Annotated in this window: 19 protein-coding genes; 12 read left to right on the top strand and 7 right to left on the bottom strand. The window is 69.3% G+C overall.

Annotated features, from left to right (window positions below):
• Nucleotides 1-5 precede the first annotated feature (5 nt).
• On the bottom strand, nt 6-1,220 hold the full coding sequence (gene solA, locus MRBLWH11_RS04705) for an N-methyl-L-tryptophan oxidase (protein WP_341946918.1): 1,215 nt from the start codon (nt 1,218-1,220) through the stop codon (nt 6-8).
• 32 nt (nt 1,221-1,252) lie between these two features.
• Nucleotides 1,253-1,834: a TetR/AcrR family transcriptional regulator gene (locus tag MRBLWH11_RS04700; RefSeq protein WP_341946917.1), complete on the bottom strand. Its 582-nt coding sequence runs from the start codon at nt 1,832-1,834 to the stop codon at nt 1,253-1,255.
• Nucleotides 1,835-1,928: 94 nt separating this feature from the next.
• Between MRBLWH11_RS04700 and MRBLWH11_RS04695 the strand changes: the two genes are divergently transcribed.
• From MRBLWH11_RS04695 to MRBLWH11_RS04645, 11 genes are all read left to right on the top strand, one after another.
• Nucleotides 1,929-3,155 carry an amidohydrolase family protein gene (locus tag MRBLWH11_RS04695; RefSeq protein ID WP_341946916.1) on the top strand — a complete coding sequence of 409 codons (1,227 nt, stop codon included), beginning with the start codon at nt 1,929-1,931 and terminating at the stop codon, nt 3,153-3,155.
• Nucleotides 3,152-4,051, top strand: a complete 900-nt coding sequence (locus MRBLWH11_RS04690) for an alpha/beta hydrolase-fold protein (RefSeq protein WP_341946915.1) — start codon at nt 3,152-3,154, stop codon at nt 4,049-4,051. The genes MRBLWH11_RS04695 and MRBLWH11_RS04690 overlap by 4 nt, the downstream gene beginning before the upstream one ends.
• Entirely contained in the window at nt 4,044-5,423 is a 1,380-nt protein-coding gene (locus tag MRBLWH11_RS04685; RefSeq protein ID WP_341946914.1) for an FAD-linked oxidase C-terminal domain-containing protein, read from the top strand. The genes MRBLWH11_RS04690 and MRBLWH11_RS04685 overlap by 8 nt, the downstream gene beginning before the upstream one ends.
• A 29-nt stretch (nt 5,424-5,452) precedes the next feature.
• Complete coding sequence (locus MRBLWH11_RS04680; RefSeq protein ID WP_341946913.1) at nt 5,453-6,184, top strand: alpha/beta hydrolase; 732 nt, start codon at nt 5,453-5,455, stop codon at nt 6,182-6,184.
• A gap of 39 nt (nt 6,185-6,223) precedes the next feature.
• Nucleotides 6,224-6,790, top strand: coding sequence for a DUF1508 domain-containing protein (locus MRBLWH11_RS04675; RefSeq protein ID WP_341946912.1), 567 nt, complete (start codon nt 6,224-6,226; stop codon nt 6,788-6,790).
• A 61-nt stretch (nt 6,791-6,851) separates the two neighbouring features.
• Nucleotides 6,852-7,319, top strand: coding sequence for a heme-degrading domain-containing protein (locus tag MRBLWH11_RS04670; RefSeq protein ID WP_341946911.1), 468 nt, complete (start codon nt 6,852-6,854; stop codon nt 7,317-7,319).
• Nucleotides 7,320-7,411: 92 nt separating this feature from the next.
• Nucleotides 7,412-7,879: a hypothetical protein gene (locus MRBLWH11_RS04665; RefSeq protein ID WP_341946910.1), complete on the top strand. Its 468-nt coding sequence runs from the start codon at nt 7,412-7,414 to the stop codon at nt 7,877-7,879.
• 86 nt (nt 7,880-7,965) lie between these two features.
• Nucleotides 7,966-8,766: a siderophore-interacting protein gene (locus MRBLWH11_RS04660; RefSeq protein ID WP_341946909.1), complete on the top strand. Its 801-nt coding sequence runs from the start codon at nt 7,966-7,968 to the stop codon at nt 8,764-8,766.
• A 129-nt stretch (nt 8,767-8,895) separates the two neighbouring features.
• Nucleotides 8,896-9,885, top strand: a complete 990-nt coding sequence (locus MRBLWH11_RS04655; RefSeq protein WP_116633295.1) for an aldo/keto reductase — start codon at nt 8,896-8,898, stop codon at nt 9,883-9,885.
• Between the two features lie 94 nt (nt 9,886-9,979).
• Nucleotides 9,980-10,996, top strand: coding sequence for a sugar-transfer associated ATP-grasp domain-containing protein (locus tag MRBLWH11_RS04650; protein WP_116633294.1), 1,017 nt, complete (start codon nt 9,980-9,982; stop codon nt 10,994-10,996).
• A 39-nt stretch (nt 10,997-11,035) separates the two neighbouring features.
• Nucleotides 11,036-13,111 carry a DUF2156 domain-containing protein gene (locus MRBLWH11_RS04645; RefSeq protein WP_341946908.1) on the top strand — a complete coding sequence of 692 codons (2,076 nt, stop codon included), beginning with the start codon at nt 11,036-11,038 and terminating at the stop codon, nt 13,109-13,111.
• Here MRBLWH11_RS04645 and MRBLWH11_RS04640 read toward each other — a convergent pair.
• On the bottom strand, nt 13,108-14,193 hold the full coding sequence (locus MRBLWH11_RS04640) for an amidohydrolase family protein (protein ID WP_341946907.1): 1,086 nt from the start codon (nt 14,191-14,193) through the stop codon (nt 13,108-13,110). The two genes, MRBLWH11_RS04645 and MRBLWH11_RS04640, sit on opposite strands and share 4 nt — an antisense overlap.
• 86 nt (nt 14,194-14,279) lie before the next feature.
• Complete coding sequence (locus tag MRBLWH11_RS04635; protein ID WP_207769857.1) at nt 14,280-15,515, bottom strand: cation:proton antiporter; 1,236 nt, start codon at nt 15,513-15,515, stop codon at nt 14,280-14,282.
• Nucleotides 15,516-15,783: 268 nt separating this feature from the next.
• Here MRBLWH11_RS04635 and MRBLWH11_RS04630 point away from each other — a divergent pair, with 268 nt between their 5' ends.
• On the top strand, nt 15,784-16,095 hold the full coding sequence (locus MRBLWH11_RS04630; RefSeq protein ID WP_341946906.1) for a hypothetical protein: 312 nt from the start codon (nt 15,784-15,786) through the stop codon (nt 16,093-16,095).
• A gap of 36 nt (nt 16,096-16,131) precedes the next feature.
• Here the strand turns inward: MRBLWH11_RS04630 and MRBLWH11_RS04625 are convergent, their stop codons facing one another.
• Genes MRBLWH11_RS04625 through manD form a run of 3 tightly spaced genes read right to left on the bottom strand, consistent with a single transcriptional unit; the run spans nt 16,132 to nt 18,942 of the window.
• The gene (locus tag MRBLWH11_RS04625) at nt 16,132-17,085 is read right to left on the bottom strand and encodes a sugar kinase (protein WP_341946905.1); all 954 of its coding nucleotides are present in this window, start codon (nt 17,083-17,085) and stop codon (nt 16,132-16,134) included.
• Complete coding sequence (locus tag MRBLWH11_RS04620) at nt 17,082-17,726, bottom strand: bifunctional 4-hydroxy-2-oxoglutarate aldolase/2-dehydro-3-deoxy-phosphogluconate aldolase (protein WP_341946904.1); 645 nt, start codon at nt 17,724-17,726, stop codon at nt 17,082-17,084. The genes MRBLWH11_RS04625 and MRBLWH11_RS04620 overlap by 4 nt, the downstream gene beginning before the upstream one ends.
• Nucleotides 17,716-18,942 (bottom strand): D-mannonate dehydratase ManD, encoded by a 1,227-nt coding sequence (gene manD / locus MRBLWH11_RS04615; protein WP_341946903.1) that lies wholly within the window; start codon nt 18,940-18,942, stop codon nt 17,716-17,718. The genes MRBLWH11_RS04620 and manD overlap by 11 nt, the downstream gene beginning before the upstream one ends.
• Between the last annotated feature and the right edge of the window lie 18 nt (nt 18,943-18,960).

Below are 18,960 nucleotides of genomic sequence, written 5' to 3'. Positions count from 1 at the left end.
TCCGCTCACGCCGCGCCTGTCGCCGCGCTCGTCGCACCGCTTTCCGTCCCCAGCCGGAACAGGGGCACGAAGTCGGGGTCGACGATCGCGGGCCGGCGCAGGCTGAACGACGAGATGTCGTGCGCCGTGCGGCCGACGGTGAGCAGGTCGGCGAGGATTCGCCCGACCAGGCTTGCGAACTTGCCCGCGTGCCCCGCCCCGTTGAAGACGGCGACATGCGGATGCTCCGGCAGGGTGTCGAGCACGAAGTCCCGGTCCGCGGGCATGTCGTAGAGGCAGGTCCTGCTCAGCAGCAGCGGTCCGTCGGCCGCCGGGAGGTACGTGCGCAGGAAGTCGCGGAGCAGCTGCGGCTCCTCGTCATCCGGGACGAACGACCGCTCCGACGGCGAGATGAAATGACCGCGCATGTCGCGGGCGAGCTTCACCGCTGCCTCGCCGTAGACGGGGAAGCCGTAGTGCACCTCGTCGCTGTGGTGGATCCAGATCGGGAACCTGTCCGGCGTGAACTGCGAGAGGTTCGGCGACGAGAAGTACCCGACCTGCTCCTGGCTCAGCGTGAGGGAGAACGAAAGGCCGAGGTCGGGCATGAGATCGCCGAGCCAGGAGCCCGCCGCGACGACGAGATGGGCGCCGTCGAACGATCCCTCGGACGTCGTGACGGAGACGCCGTGCGCATCGACACGAACCCCGGTCACGACCGTTCCGGAGCGGAACTCGACCCCGGCGGCCCGGGCGAGAGATGAATGGGCGGAGACCGATCGGCGGATGTCGAGGATGCCGCCGTCCGCCTGGTGGATCCCGATCGTGTCGTCCGACACCGTCCACTGCGGGTACTGCGTGCGGATGTCGTCGATCGTCAGTTCGTCGTACCGGATGCCCGCGGCATCCATCGCGCGACGGTACTGGTCGATCTCGGCCGCTCCGGCGCTGCCCGCTGCAGCGAGGTCGATCCCGCCGGTCCGTGTGTACAGCTTCAGGCCGGAGCGCTCCTCGACCTCGGCCCAGGCCTCGAACATCGCGTCGGTGAGTGCCGTGTAGTCGTCGCGATGGTAGGCCCGCCGGATGATCCGGGAGTGGTCGCCGGAGGAGCCGAGGGCGTGGCCGAGTTCGAACTGCTCGAGAACGAGGACGCGCTCCGCGCCGGCCTGTGCCAGCCAGTAGGCGGTCGCGGAGCCGACGGCTCCGGCGCCGATGACGATGTGGGAGTATCCCGGGGTCATGCTGTTCCGTCCTTTCGATCGAGGTGATTCCGCTACCGAGCGTCGCCGATTCCGCGTGCCGCTGTCGCGAAGGAGGCGATGAACTTCTCTGCGGCGGCGTCGACCTGGTCGGAGGGAGTCAGCAGCCGCTGCAGCAGCAGTCCGCGTACGCAGGCGATCGCGATGAGGCTCTGCTGCACGGCATCCGCTTCTTTCAGTCCGTCGCGGCGGGCAGCGGCCTCGAGAAGGCGGGTGAGGTCGTCGAGGTCGGCGACGAACCCGTCGAAGGCGCCGCGCTCGTACACCGCCAGCCCGATCAGATGGAAGAAAGCCCGCGTCCGCTCCTCGTGCGCCGTGGTGGCGTAGAAGCCCCAGATGGCACGGAGCATGTCGACGAAGCCGAGCTCATCCCCTGCCGCGGCGATCACGAGGTTGTCGCGACGGCGCGCTTCGGACAGCACGGCGCTCAGCAGCGCCGGTCGAGACCCGAAGTGGTAGGTGAGGAGCGTGTGGTGCACGCCGAGCCGCTCCGCCACCTGACGCATCGACAGGTTGGGGGTCGGGCCGTTCTCGCCGAATTCATCGAACAGCGCCTGCAGCAGCCGCGCCCTTCCTTCTCCGACCGATGCTCGCATGCTGCCTCCGTTGACACTTTCACCACTGTTGAGTACGTTAGCGTACAACGAATTCACCACTGGTGAGGACCGGGTGGTCGTCGGAAGAGGCTCAATGAACGAGATCTGGTTCGCGGGCGGCGTCATCGCCGACGGGTCCGGCGCGGCGCCCTCCGAAGCGGACGTGTGCGTGGAGGACGGCGTCATCACCCGGATCGGTTCCGCTCCGGATGGCGCGAGGACCGTCGACCTCGACGGCATGCTGCTGACTCCCGGGCTGATCGACGCCCACGTGCACCTCGGACTCTCGAGCCCGATCCGCGCACAGTTCGGCTTTCAGCTCTCGGCTGCGGAGATCGCCGCCGACATCTTCACCACGGCGAGTCGCACCCTCGACGCGGGCTTCACCACGGTGCGCGATACCGGCGGCATCGACGGGGGAGTCGTGGACGTCATCGCGAAGGGCAAGATGCGCGGTCCGCGCGTGCTGTCGTGCGGACCCGTGCAGTGTCAGACCGGTGGCCACGGGTATTACGGCGCCGCGTGGGAGCCGACCGAGCTGTGGGAGACGCACCATATCCCGGGCCTCGCTGCTCTGTCGCTCATGTCGGGCAATGCCGATGAACTGAGACGCAATGTGCGGGAGTCGTTCCGTCGTGGCGCGACCTTCCTGAAGCTGTGCGTCACCGGCGGCGTCGTCGGAGGCCACGATCGCCTCGACGACACGCAGTTCACGACCGCGGAGATCGCTGTAGCGGTGGAGGAGGCCGCCGCGCGCGGCACCTACGTCACCGTGCACGCGCACAACAACGCCGGCATCCGGAACGCCGTGGAAGCGGGCGTGCGCTGCGTGGAGCACGGCACCGGCATCGACGAGCCGACCGCGGCGCTCATGCGGGAGCACGACGTGGCGCTCGTCCCCACGTTCGCGGTGATCGAACAGATCATGAACCCGGACGGCCTGGACGTGGACCCGTCGACGCGCGACCGCATCGCCGGCACCCGCCGGCGCATGGTCGAGGCGCTCAGGATCGCCCGTGAAGCGGGGGTGCGCATCGGTCTGGGCTCGGATCTGCTCGGTCCCGCTCAGCACCGCCGAGGGGAGGAGCTTCGACTGCGCGCCGAGCTGGAGTCGCCCATGCGCGCGCTCGTCTCGGCGACCAGCGTCAACGCCGACATCCTCGGCATCGGGGACCGTGTCGGCACGATCCGTGTGGGGATGGCGGCCGACATGGTCGCCTGGGCGCGGAACCCGCTCGAGGACGCCCACGTCTTCGCGGATCCGGACATGGCCGCCTTCGTCGTGAAGGACGGCCGCATCATGAAGGGAGACACCCGATGAGCGAGATGTTGAACGGCTGCCTGGCCGATACGGAATACCTCGAGGTCACGGCACGTTCGGGCAACCGCTACGGCGTCTGGGTGACGACGCCTCCTGGTTACGCGGAGTCCGCCGATCCCCTACCTCTGATCTACGTGGTCGACGGCAACTTCGCCGTTGGGCTCACCGCCCCGCTCATCGTCACCCAGGCGGATCCGTACCTCACCGTCGCTCCGTACATCCAGGTCAGCATCGGGTATGCCGGCGAGGAAGCCGCGCAGTGGGCGCAGTTGCGCAACCGAGATCTCGTGCCGCCGGGTGAACCGGTCAGCGACGAGATGGTGCGGACTCTCACCGCCGCTCGTGATTCCGGGGCGATGACCCAGGAGCACATGGACACGTACCTCGCTCACCTGGCCGACACCCATGCCGATGCCTTCCTCTCGTTCCTGACGGAGGAGCTCCATCCGCTCCTGCAGTCGAAGGTGCGGGTCAGCGACTCCGGTCATGGACTCTTCGGCTACTCGTACGGCGGTCTCTTCGCGCTGTACGCCTGGTTGCGCGAGACGCCTCTGTTCACGACGTTCGGTGCGGGCAGCCCCGGCGTCGCCGCCACGAACAGCCAGGTCTTCCCCCTGATAGCCGCCCTGTCGGAGCCCGACCGAGGCTCATCGGCCCGGCTGCACGTCACGCTGAACGAGGCCGAACTGCTCGGGTCGATCCCCATCTATCGCGAGATCGGGCGCAATCTGCTCACGGTCGTGGAGGAGCTGCATGCTCGCGGGCGTTCGGGAGACGTGTCGAAGGCCCTGCTGCATGAGACTCACGTGACCGGGCTGCAGGCATCGTTCCTGAGCTACGTGAAGACCTGTCACACGCGTTCGGGATCTGCCCGCGGCGATGACGATCGTGAGTGAGTCCGCGCTCCTCGCCGACCTCGCGGCGGTTCTCCCCGCCGACCGTGTCACGACCGACCCCGACGTGCTCGAGAGCTACGCGCACGACGACGCCGAGTGGGCGGAGTGGGCGCTGCCGGTCTGCCTCGTGCGACCGCATACGCCCGAGGAGGTGCAGTCGACGGTTCAGGCGTGCCTGCGTCACGACACGGCGGTCGTCGCCCGCGGGGCGGGGACCGGGCTCTCGGGCGGCGCGAATGCGATCACCGGCTGCGTCGTGATCGCGCTGGAGCGTATGGATGCCGTGCTCGAGGTGGATGAACTCGAACGCCTCGCCGTCGTGCAGCCAGGAGTGATCAACGATGCCCTCCGGGCGCGGGTCGCGGAGCACGGCCTCTGGTATCCGCCCGATCCGGCCAGCTCGCCCTGGTCGACCATCGGCGGCAACGTGGCGACGAACGCCGGCGGCGTCTGCTGCGTCAAGTACGGCGTCACCCGGGACTACGTGCTCGGGATGCAGGTCGTGACCGGCACGGGGGATCTCGTCCGGCTGGGTCGACGCACCGCGAAGGGCGTCGCCGGCTACGACCTGACGGGTCTTCTCGTCGGCTCGGAGGGCACCCTCGGCATCGTCACGGAGATCACGGTGCGGCTTCGTCCGGCGCGCCCGCCCGAGCAGACGATCGCCGGGTTCTTCGACTCGCTCACCGACGCAGGCCGTGCTGTGCGCGAGGTCGCAGCAGCAGGCCTCACGCCGTCTGCGCTCGAGCTGATCGACCGCAACTGTCTGCGGGCCGTCGACGAGTGGAAGAACATGGGGCTCTCGGCCGATGCCGCCGTCGTCCTGCTCGGACGCGTGGACACCCCGGGGGTCGCCGGCGAGGAGGAGGCGGTCGCGATGCTGTCCGCGTTCCGACGCGGCGGTGCCACCTGGGCCGACCGCAGCACGGACGAAGCCGAGGGCGAGGCGCTCTTCGCTGCTCGGCGTCTGGCGTATCCGGCACTCGAACGTCTCGGGCCCGTGCTGACGGAAGACGTGTGCGTTCCGAAGGGCTCGGTCCCGGAGATGCTCAGCCGCATCGAGGCCATCGGGCGGGCCAACGACGTGCTCATCGCCAACATCGCGCACGCCGGCGACGGCAACCTCCATCCGCTCCTCGTCGTTCCGCCCGGAGATGCCGAGGCCCGCGCACGTGCGGAGAAGGCGTTCACGGAGATCATCGATGATGCCCTCGCGCTCGGCGGCACCGTCACCGGAGAGCACGGCGTGGGTCTTCTGAAGCGCGAGGGACTCCGGTCCGAGCTCTTTCCCCCCGTGCTCGACATGCATCGAGCAGTCAAGGCCGCGCTCGATCCCGCCGGGATTCTCAACCCCGGCAAGATCATCGGCTGACGTCGGGCAAACCGGGAAGAATGACTCCCATGCGCCTCCACTCCACCACCACCGGATCCGGCGAACGCCACGTCGGACTGATCCATGGGCTCGGCGGCGCGGGAGCGACGTGGCAGCCGCTCATCGACCGGATGCTGACCACCGGCCGCTACACCGTCACCACGATCGACCTCCGTGGGCACGGCGAGAGCGACCGCGCGCCGTCGTACCCGCTCGACGACCTCGCGGGCGATGTCGTCGAAGCCCTCCCGACCGGACTCCACAGCGTGGTCGGTCATTCGCTCGGGGGAGCGGTGCTCGTGCGCGCCGTCGCGCGCCTCCAGCCCGAGCGCGCGATCTACCTCGACCCGGGCTTCGAACTCTCGCTCCCCACAACCGGGTTCAAGGGCCGGGCATTCTGGGCCGTGCCGCCGCTCTCGCTCGGCGCCATGGGTCTGCTTCAGGCGCGGCGGAGCGCGCCCCAACGCGCGGCCTTGGATCCGAGCATCCGCGAAATCATGAAGCAGGCGCAGCAGCAGTTCGACGCCAAGATGGCGATCGGGATCTTCCGCGAGGTGGCGTTCCACCCGATCGCGATCGCCCCGCCCGCCGTGCCGTCGACGATCGTCCTCTCTGACGAGTCACCGGCCGTCCTGTCCGACGCCATGGCCACAGCGCTCGAAGGCGAGGGATGGGACATCCGCCGTCTCGCCGGCATCCATCACGACATGCATCTGGAGGATCCGGATCGCACCTTCGCGGCGATCGAGGACGTGCTCTGAGGCCTTCGTCCGCGCGTCCGCCGACAGTAGGGTGGCCGTGTGACCGATTCGGAGGCGACGCTCATCGCAGCGGTGATCGCTGCGGTCGTGGCCGGTGGCGGACTCGTGTGGTCGGTCATCGCCTTCCTCCTCACCCGTCGGAACCAGCAGGCGACCGATGCCCGCGCGCAGTGGTCGCAGCGATTCGAGCAGGCGTACGCACTGGCGCTGAGCACGGATGCCAGGGAAGCCCGCACCGGGCTGATGCTGATCGAGGCGCTGACGAACGAGCAGTGGGTGACCGATGAGGATCGTGCGACGGCCGTGAGCGTTCTCTCGTCGCTGTCGCCGGGTGCGGATGCCGATACGGCGGAGCGGCTGCGCACCAGCATCCTCGGCGACATCGGGAATCGTGAGGTCGCGGCGGAGCTCGCCCAGGCGGCCGACGGGCCTCGAGGGCGCTTCGAGATCTCTCAGGATGCTGCGGGCGCGTACCGCTGGCGGCTGCGGGCCGCCAGCGGAGAGATCGTCGCGACAGGAGAAGGTGCGTCGACCAGGGTCGAGGCGCTCCGCTCACTCGAGCAGGCCCGCCGCGCGCTCGGCGGTGGGACCGCGGTCGACGAGTGAGCTCTGGCGCGGCGCGAGACGCACAGCCCGAGACGCCGGAGCGTGGTGAGAGGATCGGACCATGACCGACGATGGATGGCTGGCACGGCTCGAAGCCGAGCACCTCGCGCTCGACCTTCCCCGATTCGACCGGCGCGATGCGTGGCGACTCGGCAGTTCGATCGCGGAGCGCGCGCTCGCCGCAGGGCATCCGGTGGCGATCGATGTGCGCACGGCATCCGGCATCCTCTTCCATGCGTCGATGCCGGGCGCGACGGCCGACAACGACGAGTGGGTGCGGCGGAAGGCTGCGACGGCGTTCCGCTTTGAGACGAGCACGGCACTACTGGAGGCCCGGGTCGCCGCCGGTGGACGCGACATGTTCGAGCCGGGATGGCTGGACCCCGCCGAGTACGCCGTCGCCGGCGGGGCGGTTCCCGTCCGGGTGACCGGCGTCGGTGTCGTGGCCGTCGCCACGGTCTCCGGCCTGCCCTCGGCCGACGATCACGACCTGGTCGTGCAGGCGCTGAAGGAGCTGCGGCAGGGGTAGTCGTGTCCCCCGAAGACCCGACAGACACGACGGGGCGCGCGACCGTACGCTCTCCCTGGTGCGGCTGCGAAGGTCGCGAGGGGACAGGACGGATGAAGGCGGTTCACGCAGGCGCGGTCTCGGTGCTCCTCGTGGCGGGTGCGCTCGTCGCCTGCGCGCCGCTGACCCCGGATCCGGCATCCGCACCGTCCGCGAGTCCGAGTTCCGCGCCGACCGCGACAGCATCCGACCCGCCGACATCGAACGTGCTGACGGTCTCGATCCCCCGGGATGAGAATCTCGTCGGCGAGCTCCCCGCGATGCGAGGCTCGGCGCAGGCCGGACCCTTCGACAACCCGACGGGGCGGGTGGCTCTGTACATCCTGTGCGTCGGCGAGGGAGACGTCGTGGTCGAGATCATCGGGGCCGCCGCAGTGACGCAGGCATGCCAGGGCGATCCGGACGATCCGGGGTCGCGGAACATGCTCGACGTCGGAGCGAACGAGGACATCGTGATCACCGGCTCGGCCGAGAGCACCGCTCTCTGGACCGTCGCGGTGACATCGATTCCGAATTCCTGAGTCCGAGCATCGAGCCTGAGGCGACCCCGCCCCGGTCGGAGCCGGGCAGACTGGGATCGACCACTCGCCATGAATCCGGAGACCCGATGACACAAGAGCAGCCGCGCCGCGCACCCGAACAGGCCGTCCTCACGGTTCAGCAGGTGGAGCAGGTGAGCCCCGACCTGATCCGGATCACGGCCGGCGGCGACGGGTACGCCGCGTTCCGCGACAACGACTCGACCGACAAGTACGTCAAGATCCTGTTCGCCGATCCGGCTCACGGGCTGACGCCTCCATACGATCTGGCGCAGCTGCGGGAGGAGAGCCCGGAGAAGCTCCCGACGCGGCGGACGTACACGATCCGCTCGGCCGATCCCGTCGCGCAGCGCCTCGTCATCGACTTCGTCGTGCACGGCGACGAGGGTGTTGCAGGACCCTGGGCGCGCGCAGCGCAGCCCGGAGATGTGCTCGTGGTGAGCGGCGCCGGCGGCGGCTACCGCCCGGATCCGACGGCACCCTGGCACCTGCTGGTGGGGGATCACACGGCCCTGCCCGCGATCTCCTCCGCTGTCGAAGCGATGGATATCGGGGCTCGGGGCCACGTGCTGCTCTCGGTCGCCGATCCCGCAGACCGCGTCCTTCCCGTGCCGCCGGCCGGGCTGACGGTGACCTGGATGCAGACCGACGACGAGCTTCTCGCCGCGCTCGTCGACCTTCCCTGGGCCGACGGCCACCCGCATGTCTTCGCCCACGGAGAGCGCGGGACCATCAAGGAGGTGCGCGCGGTTCTGAAGCAGCGCGAGGTTCCGCGTGAATCCCTGTCGATCTCGGCGTACTGGGCCCGGGGCCGCGCCGAGGATCAGTTCCAGGCCGAGAAGCGCGAGCCGATCGGTCAGATCGAGTAGACGCGTCCTTCCCGTCGAGCGGCCCCTCTGTGTGCGAGCGGCGCCCTTGCGGGAAGGGGCCGGGTCGGCGCGGTCGCGGAACGTGCAAGGCTGGAACGACACGCGCTGACGACAGAGGAGAGAAGACGGATGCTGGAGACGACCGACAACGTACGGCTGGGGAACACCGGACTCCGCATCTCGCCGGTTGTGCTGGGCTGCATGAGCTTCGGCGCACCCGACCGCGGCACCCACCGCTGGTCGCTCGATGAGGAGACCAGCCGTCCCCTCATCCGGCAGGCGCTCGAAGCCGGTATCACGACGTTCGACACGGCCGACGTGTACTCCGACGGCACGAGCGAGGAGTTCGTCGGCCGCGCGCTCGCCGACTTCGCGCAGCGCGACCAGGTCGTGATCGCCACGAAGGTCCACGGTCGCATGGGGCAGGGCGCGAACCAGGCCGGGCTCAGCCGCGCGCACATCCTCTCCGGCATCGACGCCAGCCTGCGGCGGCTCGGCACCGACTTCGTCGACGTCTACCAGATCCACCGCTGGGACCCGGAGACGCCGATCGAGGAGACCATGGAGGCGCTCCACGACGTCGTGCGCTCCGGGAAGGCGCGCTACATCGGCGCCTCGTCGATGTGGACCTGGCAGTTCGCGAAGGCACAGCACGTCGCCGTGAAGAACGGGTGGACGCCCTTCGTCTCGATGCAGGACCAGTACAACCTGCTGCAGCGCGAGGAGGAGCGCGAGATGCACCCGTACTGCCTCGACTCCGGCGTCGGCGTGCTCCCCTGGTCGCCGCTCGCGCGGGGTCGCGTCACCCGCGACTGGGAGGAGACGACCGCTCGTACGGCGACCGACGAGTTCGGCGCGACCCTGTATCGCCGAGAAGAGGAGTCGAACCGGGCCATCGTGGATGCCGTCGGCCGCGTGGCCGCGGAGCGCGGCGTCTCGCGCGCGCAGATCGCCCTCGCCTGGGTCGCACAGCAGTCGGCAGTCACCGCGCCGATCGTCGGCGCCACCCGTGCGCAGCACATCGAGGATGCCGTCGCCTCCACCGGCATCCGTCTGGAATCCGCCGAGCTGGCGCAGCTCGAGAGCGCCTACACGCCGCGGGAGCCGGAGGGCTTCTGAGCCCCTGCGTCCCGAGCACTCGCGGCCCTCGGGGTCCCAGGGTCGCCGTTCGCGCCCCCCGTAGACTGGTCGGGACCCCTACCCTCGGAGCCTCATGTCACGTCTTTCCCTCGGGACCCGCATCCACTATCTGCTGGGACGCGCGCGTCGCATCGACATCGGATCGGTGATGGAGCGGGCCAAGGAGGCCTCGAAGCAGCACCACAAGGCGGTGCCGGTCATCGTCGTCGACATGCTGTGGTCGGCCGCTCGGCACAACGTCGGGTTCCAGGACTACATCGACTACGACTTCGCCATGCTCACGAAGGCGGAGCGCGAGACGTACATGACCCACCCCGTCTCCAACCTGCTGTCGCACCGCTACGACCACCCGGACTTCCGCTGGATCTTCCAGGACAAGGTCGCGTTCGACCGGCACTTCGCTCAGCACCTGCACCGCGAGTGGCTGGTCGTGGAGGAGGGCAATGCGGATGCCGTCCGCGAGCTCACCCAGCGCCTCGGCACGATCGTCACCAAGGAGCCGGTCGGCCAGGCGGGGACGGGCGTGCACCGCTACCACGCCGCCGACGTCACGGACTGGGACGACTTCCACCGGGGTCTGCTCGCCCGCGGCGAGCTGCTGATCGAAGAGGTCATCCGTCAGCACGACGACCTGGCGGCCGTCTGCCCCGGCACCGTCAACACCACGCGCGTCACCGCGTTCTTCGACGGCGAGAAGGCGCACATCCTCGCGATGGCCCAGAAGTTCGGTCGCGGCGCGGTGAGCGACCAGATGACGTTCGGCGGCTTCTACACGATGCTCGACGAGAACGGCCACGCGGTCAGCGCCGGCTACGACTCGCACGGCCATGTGCACGAGAACCACCCGGACAGCGGCTTCCGCATCGCCGACTTCCAGCTGCCGTACATGGACGAGGTGCGGGCCTTCATCGACGAGGTCGCGCGCGTCGTGCCGCAGGTGCAGTACGTCGGATGGGACATCGTGGTGTCTCCCGACGGACCCGTCCTCGTGGAGGGGAACTGGGGCGCGGGCGTCTACGAGAACAAGCCCAGCGTCACCGGCATCCGCACCGGGCACAAGCCGCGCTACCGCGAGATCATCGGCTTCTGACCTCGCGGGCGCGCCACCGTCTACCGGTACGCTGAGCGCATGAGCGAGGCCCCCGCGCGCAAGCCCCACCCTGTCGTCTCCGTCGTGCGGCGCATTCCCGCGACCCTGACCATGGTGCTGCTGATCCTCGTCGTGGGGGTCGTCTGGGCGGGGCTGTGGACGTCGTTCGAGGACTCCGCCCTGTTCCGGAACGTGGCGTACGGGCTGCCGAACCTCGCCGAGGGGAAGTGGTGGACGCCCCTGACGGGCACGTTCTTCGTGAACCAGCCGTGGGTGTACATCTTCACCATCACCGGCTTCTGGGGCATGGCCTACGTGGAGTTCCGCCGCGGGTCACGCGTCGCTCTCGCGTACTACTGGATCGGCCAGCTGTTCGCGATCTTCGCCACCGCACTGCTGCTGTTCGCGCTCTCCCAGTTCCCGTGGGCATGGGCGACGACGCAGGCGCAGGCGCTCGACGTGGGAGCATCCGGCGGGACCATGGCCTGCATCGCCGCGGCCGTCGGCCTGTTCCGGCCGCCGTGGCGGGTGCGCGGGTGGCTGATCCTGCTCGGATTCGTGTTCATCGCGATGCTGTTCTGGGGCAAGGTCGCCGACCTCGAGCATCTGCTCGCCGTGCTGCTGATCCTGGTCGTCGACCGGTCGATGCGCGTGCGGCACACGACCGTGCGCGAGCAGAGGCTGATCGCCGTGGTCGCGCTGCTCGTGCTCGGTGCCGTCGAGATCATCACGACCTTCGTCCCGACCGACGGCCCGTTCGGAGAGACGGAACCGGCATCCGGAGGGTTCATCGACCTGGCGATCGACGTCGTCGTGATCCTCGTGATCGCGAACGGCCTGCGCCGCGGACGGCGGTTCGCCTGGGTGCTCGCGCTGCTGCTGGGCATCTTCAACGTGCTGGTCGCGGCTCTCGTGCTCACCCTCATCACCGTGTTCAGCCAGGCTCAGCTCGACCTGCGCTGGGACGGCGAGACCGAGCTCGCCCTCGCGAGCGGATTCCTCTGGTTGATCATGCTGGGGTACCTGGTGTGGGTGCGCCGCGCGTTCCGTGCGAAGCGACGCTCGACCCTGGGGCCCCAGCCGGCCCCGACCCTCGAAGACGTGAAGAAGGAGCTGCGCACGCACGGCGGCGGCACGCTGTCGTGGATGACGACCTGGGAGGGCAACAGCTACGCGCGCGTGCCCGGCGGCGTGGTCGCCTACCAGCGCCGCAACGGGGTCGCCCTCGCGCTCGCGGATCCGATCGGCCCCGCTGCGGAACGAGCGGATGCCGTCGCCGGCTTCATCAGCGCTGCCGAGCACGCGGGTCTCGTGCCCTGCTTCTTCAGCGCCGACGCAGCGACGCTCGCCGCGGTGCCGTCGACGTGGCGGAGCATCGTCGTGGCCGATGACACCATCGTCGACCTCGCCGGCCTCGAGTTCACCGGCAAGCGCTGGAACTCGGTGCGGTCCTCGCTCAACCGCGCCGGCCGCGAGGAGATGACGTTCAAGATGACGCAGCTCAAGGCCGAGTCATGGGGCGTGCAGCAGCAGCTGCGCGCGATCTCGGAGGCCTGGGTCGGAGACAAGGACCTGCCCGAGATGCGCTTCACGCTCGGCACGCTCGATGAGGCGGAGGACCCGGAGGTGCGGCTGGCGCTGGCTCTCGCGCCGAACGGGGATGTGGACGGATTCCTGTCCTGGCTTCCGGTCTACGGCGACGAGGGCGTGGTGCGCGGCTGGACCCTCGACCTCATGCGACGACGAGACGGCGGCTTCGGCCCGGTGATGGAGTACCTCATCGGCTCCTCGGCCCGGCAGTTCTCGGAGGAGGGGGCCGAGATCATGTCGCTCTCGGGTGCTCCGCTCGCGCACGACTATCCGCCGGATGCCGGAGTGATCGCCGCGCTGAGCGACAAGCTCGCCGAGGCGCTGGAGCCCGTCTACGGCTTCGGCTCGCTGCACCGGTTCAAGCAGAAGTTCCACCCGCGCTACGAGACCATGTACCTGCTGTTCCGCGACGAGAGCGACCTCACCCGCATCGGCGGCGCGCTCACGCGGGCCTTCCTGCCCGATGCGACCCTGCGGCAGTTCGCCGGAGCCGGGCTCGAACTCGTCCGTGGCGGCAAGGACTAGGAGCCGGCGGCCGCGGCGTCGATCCCGAACACCCGGACGGCATTGCGGTAGTACACCTTGTCGATGACGTCGCGCGGCAGCGCCAGGCCGGGGACGTCGGCATCCAGTGCCGTGACACTCTGGCTCTCGGCCGTCGCCAGATAGCGCCAGTCCGAGGTCCAGATGGCATGCGCGGCGCGGCAGAACCTCACCGGATCGGCGCTCGGGTGGAAGGACAGGTCGGTGCCGTACAGCACCCGATCCTGGTACCGGATGAAGAAGTCCCGAACGCGCTCATGATCCTGCAGCGACTGGAACTGCAGCTGGCTCATGCGCGAGGACATGTCGACCGTGGCATCCGGGAAGCGGTCGAGGAAGGCGCTCAGCTGATCGACGTCGTGCTCCAGGCTGCCCAGGTGCGCGCCGACGAAGCGCAGTCCCGGCAGTGCGGCGAGGAAGCGGTCGCGCATGGCGATCAGCTCGTCGTGGCCGGGCAGATCGGGATGCAGGTACATGTGGTACTGGGGCCGACGGCTGAAGTACCGGCGGTCGTTCTCGGTCGTCATCTGCTCCAGCGGCAGCCAGCAGTTGTGCGGCTCGCCCTGGTGGCCGATCAGCACCAGCCCGAGCTCGCGCGCCCTTTCCGCGATCGCCACGAGTCCCGGGTGGTCCAGCATGACCAGGTGACCGTCGGGGTCCTCGGCACCCATCCCGATGTCCTTCCAGAACTTCACCGCACGCGCGCCCTCGGCCGTGGCCGAGGCCAGATCGGCGGTCACGTGCTCGGCCCACCCCGGCTCACCGAAGCCGTGCATCGAGAAGGACGTCGACCAGTGCACCTCCGACGGGTAGGCCTCGGCCATCGAGATCGCGATCGCACGCTGATCGGCGATGGGCGTGAAATCCGGCGCGTCGACGTTGATCGTCAACAGCTCGAAACCGTCCTCGAGCGCCAGTTGGACGAGAGCCGGGTCATCGACGTTGATGTGCACGTGGGCGTCGAACTTCCGGACACGGGCGAAGTCCGCCATCTCGTAATGCTCGGAGGTCAGGGTGCGGGGACCCTCGTCCTGACCGGACGGGGAAGCGCTGGGAGAGTTCACGCCCCTCATACTGGCAGGAAAGCCGTCGGAGGCGGCGCAAGCGCCGCGCGGGAACATCGGTGACGACGCCCGGCGAAGAGCGGCGGCTAGTGGGCGGCCTCGGCATGCGGCTCAGAGCCGGACTCGTGCGCATGTCTCGAGCGCACGGCCATGGCGAGTCCATGCAGGATCAGGCTTCCGAGCACGACGACCACCATCACGTAGACCGCGATGTCGGCGTCGTCGTCGTTCATCGCGTTGTAGGCGAGCAGGCCGAACACGATCGATGAGGTGCCGCGAGGGCCGAGCAGCCCGAGGCCCATACGTTCCCGCCACGGCAGACGGCTGCCGAGCAGGGAGATCAGCACCGGGAGGAGACGGACCAGGGTGAGGGCCAGCAGCGCGAACAGGATCCACGTCCACTGGAACCCGATCTCGAGGACCAGGACGCCGACCGCGCCGAAGACGAACCACATGATCAGCGACGTGGTGGTGGCCAGGTCCTCGACCGCGCTCAGCTCTGCGGCGGGGATGTCGGTCTGGCCGTCGGCGCGAGCGTTGCGGCAGAGCTTGTACGCGATGCCCGCGAGGAAGGCGGCGACGAAGCCGTTGCCTCCGAGGGGGGTGGCGATGGCGTAGACGATCAGCGGGACGAGCACCATGACGATCCGGACGCCGCTGGTGCGGGTCCAGCCTCGTCGGACGGACACCCAGACCAGGGCTCCGGATGCGGCCCCGATGACCACGCCGACCAGGAGGGCGATCCCGGCGGCCTCGAGTGCGGCGCCGACGGCGGTTCCGAGGTCCTCGGTGTGGGACTGCGACAGGTACAGCAGGGCGAACGCGAACACCGGGGAGAAGATGCCGTCGTTGTACCCGCTCTCGACGGCGACGGTGTGCCGGACGCGCCGCGGCCATCGCCCGTCGCGCAGCAGATGCGCGGCCGGCGCGAAGTCGATCGGCATCACCACGCAGGCGATGGCCAACGGGACCGCCCAGGACGAGCCGTCCAGGAGCAGCACGCCCAGACCGAACGCCACGACGATGGTGAGGGGCAGGGCGATCCCCAGGAGACGGCCGACGAGACCGCGCTCACCGGCGAGGAATCCGCCGCGCACCTCCGTCGCATCGACGAACAGCAGCACGGCGAGGATGAGCTCGGCGGTCTTCTCGGCGATGTCGGTGTTCAGGTCGGTTCCGATGTCGGGACCGACCAGCAGGCCCGTGACGATCCCGGCGCACGCCATCGCGACGGGTCCCGACACATGCCAGCGCTCGAGCCGCGCGGCGAGCACCGCCCAGATGAGGATCGCCACCAGGCTCGCGACGATCACCATCAGCATGGTTCTGACGATAGCGGACCCGGGGGATGGACGCGCTTCCCCGCCCGACCCCGCCGTCCTAGTAGTTCTCTGCGGGGACTCTCTCGTACCACCAGAAGGGGTGCGTGAGCACGTGCATGAGGGGCTCCCTGCCGACCCACGAGCCGAAGTGACCCTCACGCCAGCTCATACACCGTGTCCGGCGTGATGATGGCGAGGCTCGCAACGGCAGCGTCGAGCTGCGGAAGAAGCGCGGAGAACGGATCGATGTCTGGCTAGACTCCTCAGCATGACGACGAACCCGCCGAGCGGCTCACGTCGCGGCGTCGCGATCGGCTCCGTGGTCGCGGGTGCTCTCGCCACCGTTATGATCATCGCCTTCTGGCTCATCGCGGGCGGTTCCGACGGTCAGGGGCTGTCGACAGGGTCCGTTCTCGCCGTCCTGTTCTTCTACGCGGCGCCCGTCGTCGGCGCGATCGCCGTTCTTCTCGGCATCGTCGCAGCGATCATCTCGCGGTCGAAGCTTCTGGCCGTCGTCGGCATCGTCCTGGGTGTCGTTCCGATCGTGGTCGTCCTCGTGTCGCCGTTCTCTGCGAGCTGAGAAGGATCAGCGAGAAACCTGCCTGCGGTACCTTCTTCAGCGCCGAACCGGGTCCGCGTCGCCGTCGAGGAAGCGCTCCAGGTCGCGCCGCGTCGGTGCTGCTTCCCAGTCCCCGGCCGTGAGGCAGGCCATCGCGCCGCAGGCGTTCGCCCGGTGCAGCGCCGCGTCGACGTCGAGGCCTTCGAGCAGGGCGCTCAGGTAACCCGAGACGAACGCGTCTCCGGCGCCGACGGTGTCGATCGCGTCGATCGTGAAGCCCGGCGCCTCGAACGCCGCGTCACGGACGAACGCCGTCGCGCCCGCCGGTCCGCGCTTCAGGACGACGGTCGTGCAGCCGGCATCACGCAGCAGTGCCGCGGCCTCGGGCGGCGCTGCATCCGGGTAAAGGATCGAGAACTCGTCCTCGCCGCCGAACACGATGTCGGCGCGCTCCGCGATCTCTCGCAGGATCGGGCCGGCCACGGCCGCCGGAGCCAGCGCGGATCGGTAGTTGATGTCGAAGCTCACCGGCACGCCGACGGATCGCGCACGGGCGACGGCGGTGAGCACGGCGTCCTGCGCCGTCGACGACAGCAGCGGCGTGATGCCGGTGACGTGCAGCAGCGCGGCCCGCTCGATCCAGCCGTCGGGAAGATCCGATCCGGACACCCGCGATCCGGCGGACCCCGCCCGGTAGTAGTGCACGGCGGTCGACGACGCCGACGGCCGCTCCTTCACCATGAGCCCGGTCGGGGCATCCGCATCCACCACGACGCGCACATCGACGCCCTCGGCACGGATCTCTCGCGCGACCCGTTCGCCGAGCGAATCGTCGCCGACGCGTCCGAGCCACGACACGGCGACGCCGAGGCGGGACAGTCCGATCGCGACGTTCGTCTCCGCCCCTCCGATGCCGAGCGCGAGACCGTGGGCGTGACGCAGCGACCCGATCTCGGTCGCGCGCACGAGCGCCATGGTCTCGCCGAGCGTGACGACGGAGGGAGCGGTCACGGCGTGCAGACCTCGACGAACGCCTGGGCCCTGTCGCGCAGCGCGAGGAGGTCGCCGCCCGAGAAGGCGTCGCCGAGCAGCGGTCCGCCGACGCTCACCGCGACGGCTCCGGCCGCCAGCCAGGCCGATGCGCCCGCCAGGTCGACGCCGCCCGATGGCACCGCGACGAGGTCGGGGAACGGTCCGCGGAGATCCTTCAGGTAGCCGGGTCCCACCTGGCCGGCGGGGAAGATCTTGACGGCCGCCGCGCCCGCCGACCACGAGGCGAACAGCTCGGTCGGTGTGAGCCCTCCGGGGACGATCGCGACACCGGCATCCGTCGCCTGCTCCACGAACGCGGTGGACGTGATCGGCGTCACGAGATAGCTCGCGCCGGCATCGACCGCTCGGGTGAGGTCGGTGGCGCTCGTCACCGTGCCCACGCCGAGATCGGTGACGTCGCCGTACTGCGCGAGCAGGTGCGGCAGCCGGTCGAAGGTCCCGGGAGTGGTGAGGGTGAGCTCGACGCTGCGGATGCCGGCATCGATCAGCACATCGAGCACGGTGTCGTAGTCCTCGGCACGGTGTGCACGAGCGACGACGACGAGCCGGGAATCGACCGTGCGCTGCGGCAGGGCGACCCGGCGGACCTCACCAGTCATGGACCGTGCCGTCGAGCAGACGGTTCACCGGCAGGTAGGCCTTGGTGTACTCGTGGCCGGCTGCGGCATCCTCATCGAGCTCCACTCCGAGACCCGGCTTGTCGCCGGGGTGCAGGAATCCCTTGTCGAACGTGAACGAGGTCTGGAACACCTCGAGCGTCTCGGCGTTGTGCGGCATGTACTCCTGGATGCCGAAGTTGTGGATCGCGAGGTCGAGGTGCAGGGCCGCGGCCATGCCCACGGGCGAGATGTCGGTCGGGCCGTGGATGCCGGACTTGATGCCGTAGATCGCGGCGAAGTCGAGCAGCTTCTTCATGGCGGTGATGCCGCCGGTATGGGTGACGGCCGAGCGCACGTAGTCGATCAGGCGCTCGGTGATGAGGGTCTGGTAGTCGAAGACCGAGTTGAACACCTCGCCGATCGCGAGGGGCGTGGTGGAGTGCTGGCGCACCAGGCGCAGGGCGGTCTGGTCTTCACCGGGGGTGCAGTCCTCGAGCCAGAACAGGTCGTAGGGCTCGATGTCCTTCGCGAAGCGGGCGGCCTCGATCGGCGACATGCGGTGGTGTCCGTCGTGCAGGATGCGCAGGTCGGTGCCGAAATCCTCGCGGATCTGCGAGAAGATCCCCGGCATGTGGTTCAGGTAGTTGCGGGTGTCCCAGGTCTCCTCGCTCGGGCGGTCGCCGGAGCGCTTGGCGGGCTCGTAGTCGTAGCGCACGCCGGGGCCGCTCGAGGAGACGCCGTAGATCTGACCGAGTCCGGGAACACCGGTCTGCACGCGCACGGCGGTGTACCCGAGCTCCTCGTAGCCGGCGATCGCGTTCTTCAGGGCGGCGTAGTCGGTGCCGGAGGCGTGTGCGTAGACCCGCACGCCCTCACGGCTGGCTCCGCCGAGCAGCTGGTACAGCGGCATCCCGGCCTTCTTGGCCTTGATGTCCCACAGGGCCATGTCGACGGCGGCGATCGCGGCCATGGTGATCGGCCCGCGCCGCCAGTAGGGTCCGCGGTAGAGGTACTGCCAGGTGTCCTCGATGCGGTCCTCGTCGCGCCCGATCAGCATCGAGGCGACGTGGTCGGCGAGGTAGGAGGCGACAGCGAGCTCGCGGCCGTTCAGGGTGGCGTCGCCGAGCCCGGTGATGCCGTCGGAGGTCGTGATCTTCAGCGTCACGAAGTTGCGGCCGGGGCTGGTGATGTTGACGTCGACGAGCTCGATGGTCATGTCGTTCTCCTGGAGGGG

Origin of the sequence: Microbacterium sp. LWH11-1.2, from assembly GCF_038397745.1 — a bacterium.
Classification (GTDB): domain Bacteria; phylum Actinomycetota; class Actinomycetes; order Actinomycetales; family Microbacteriaceae; genus Microbacterium.
This window is presented reverse-complemented; position numbering and strand designations above follow the sequence as displayed.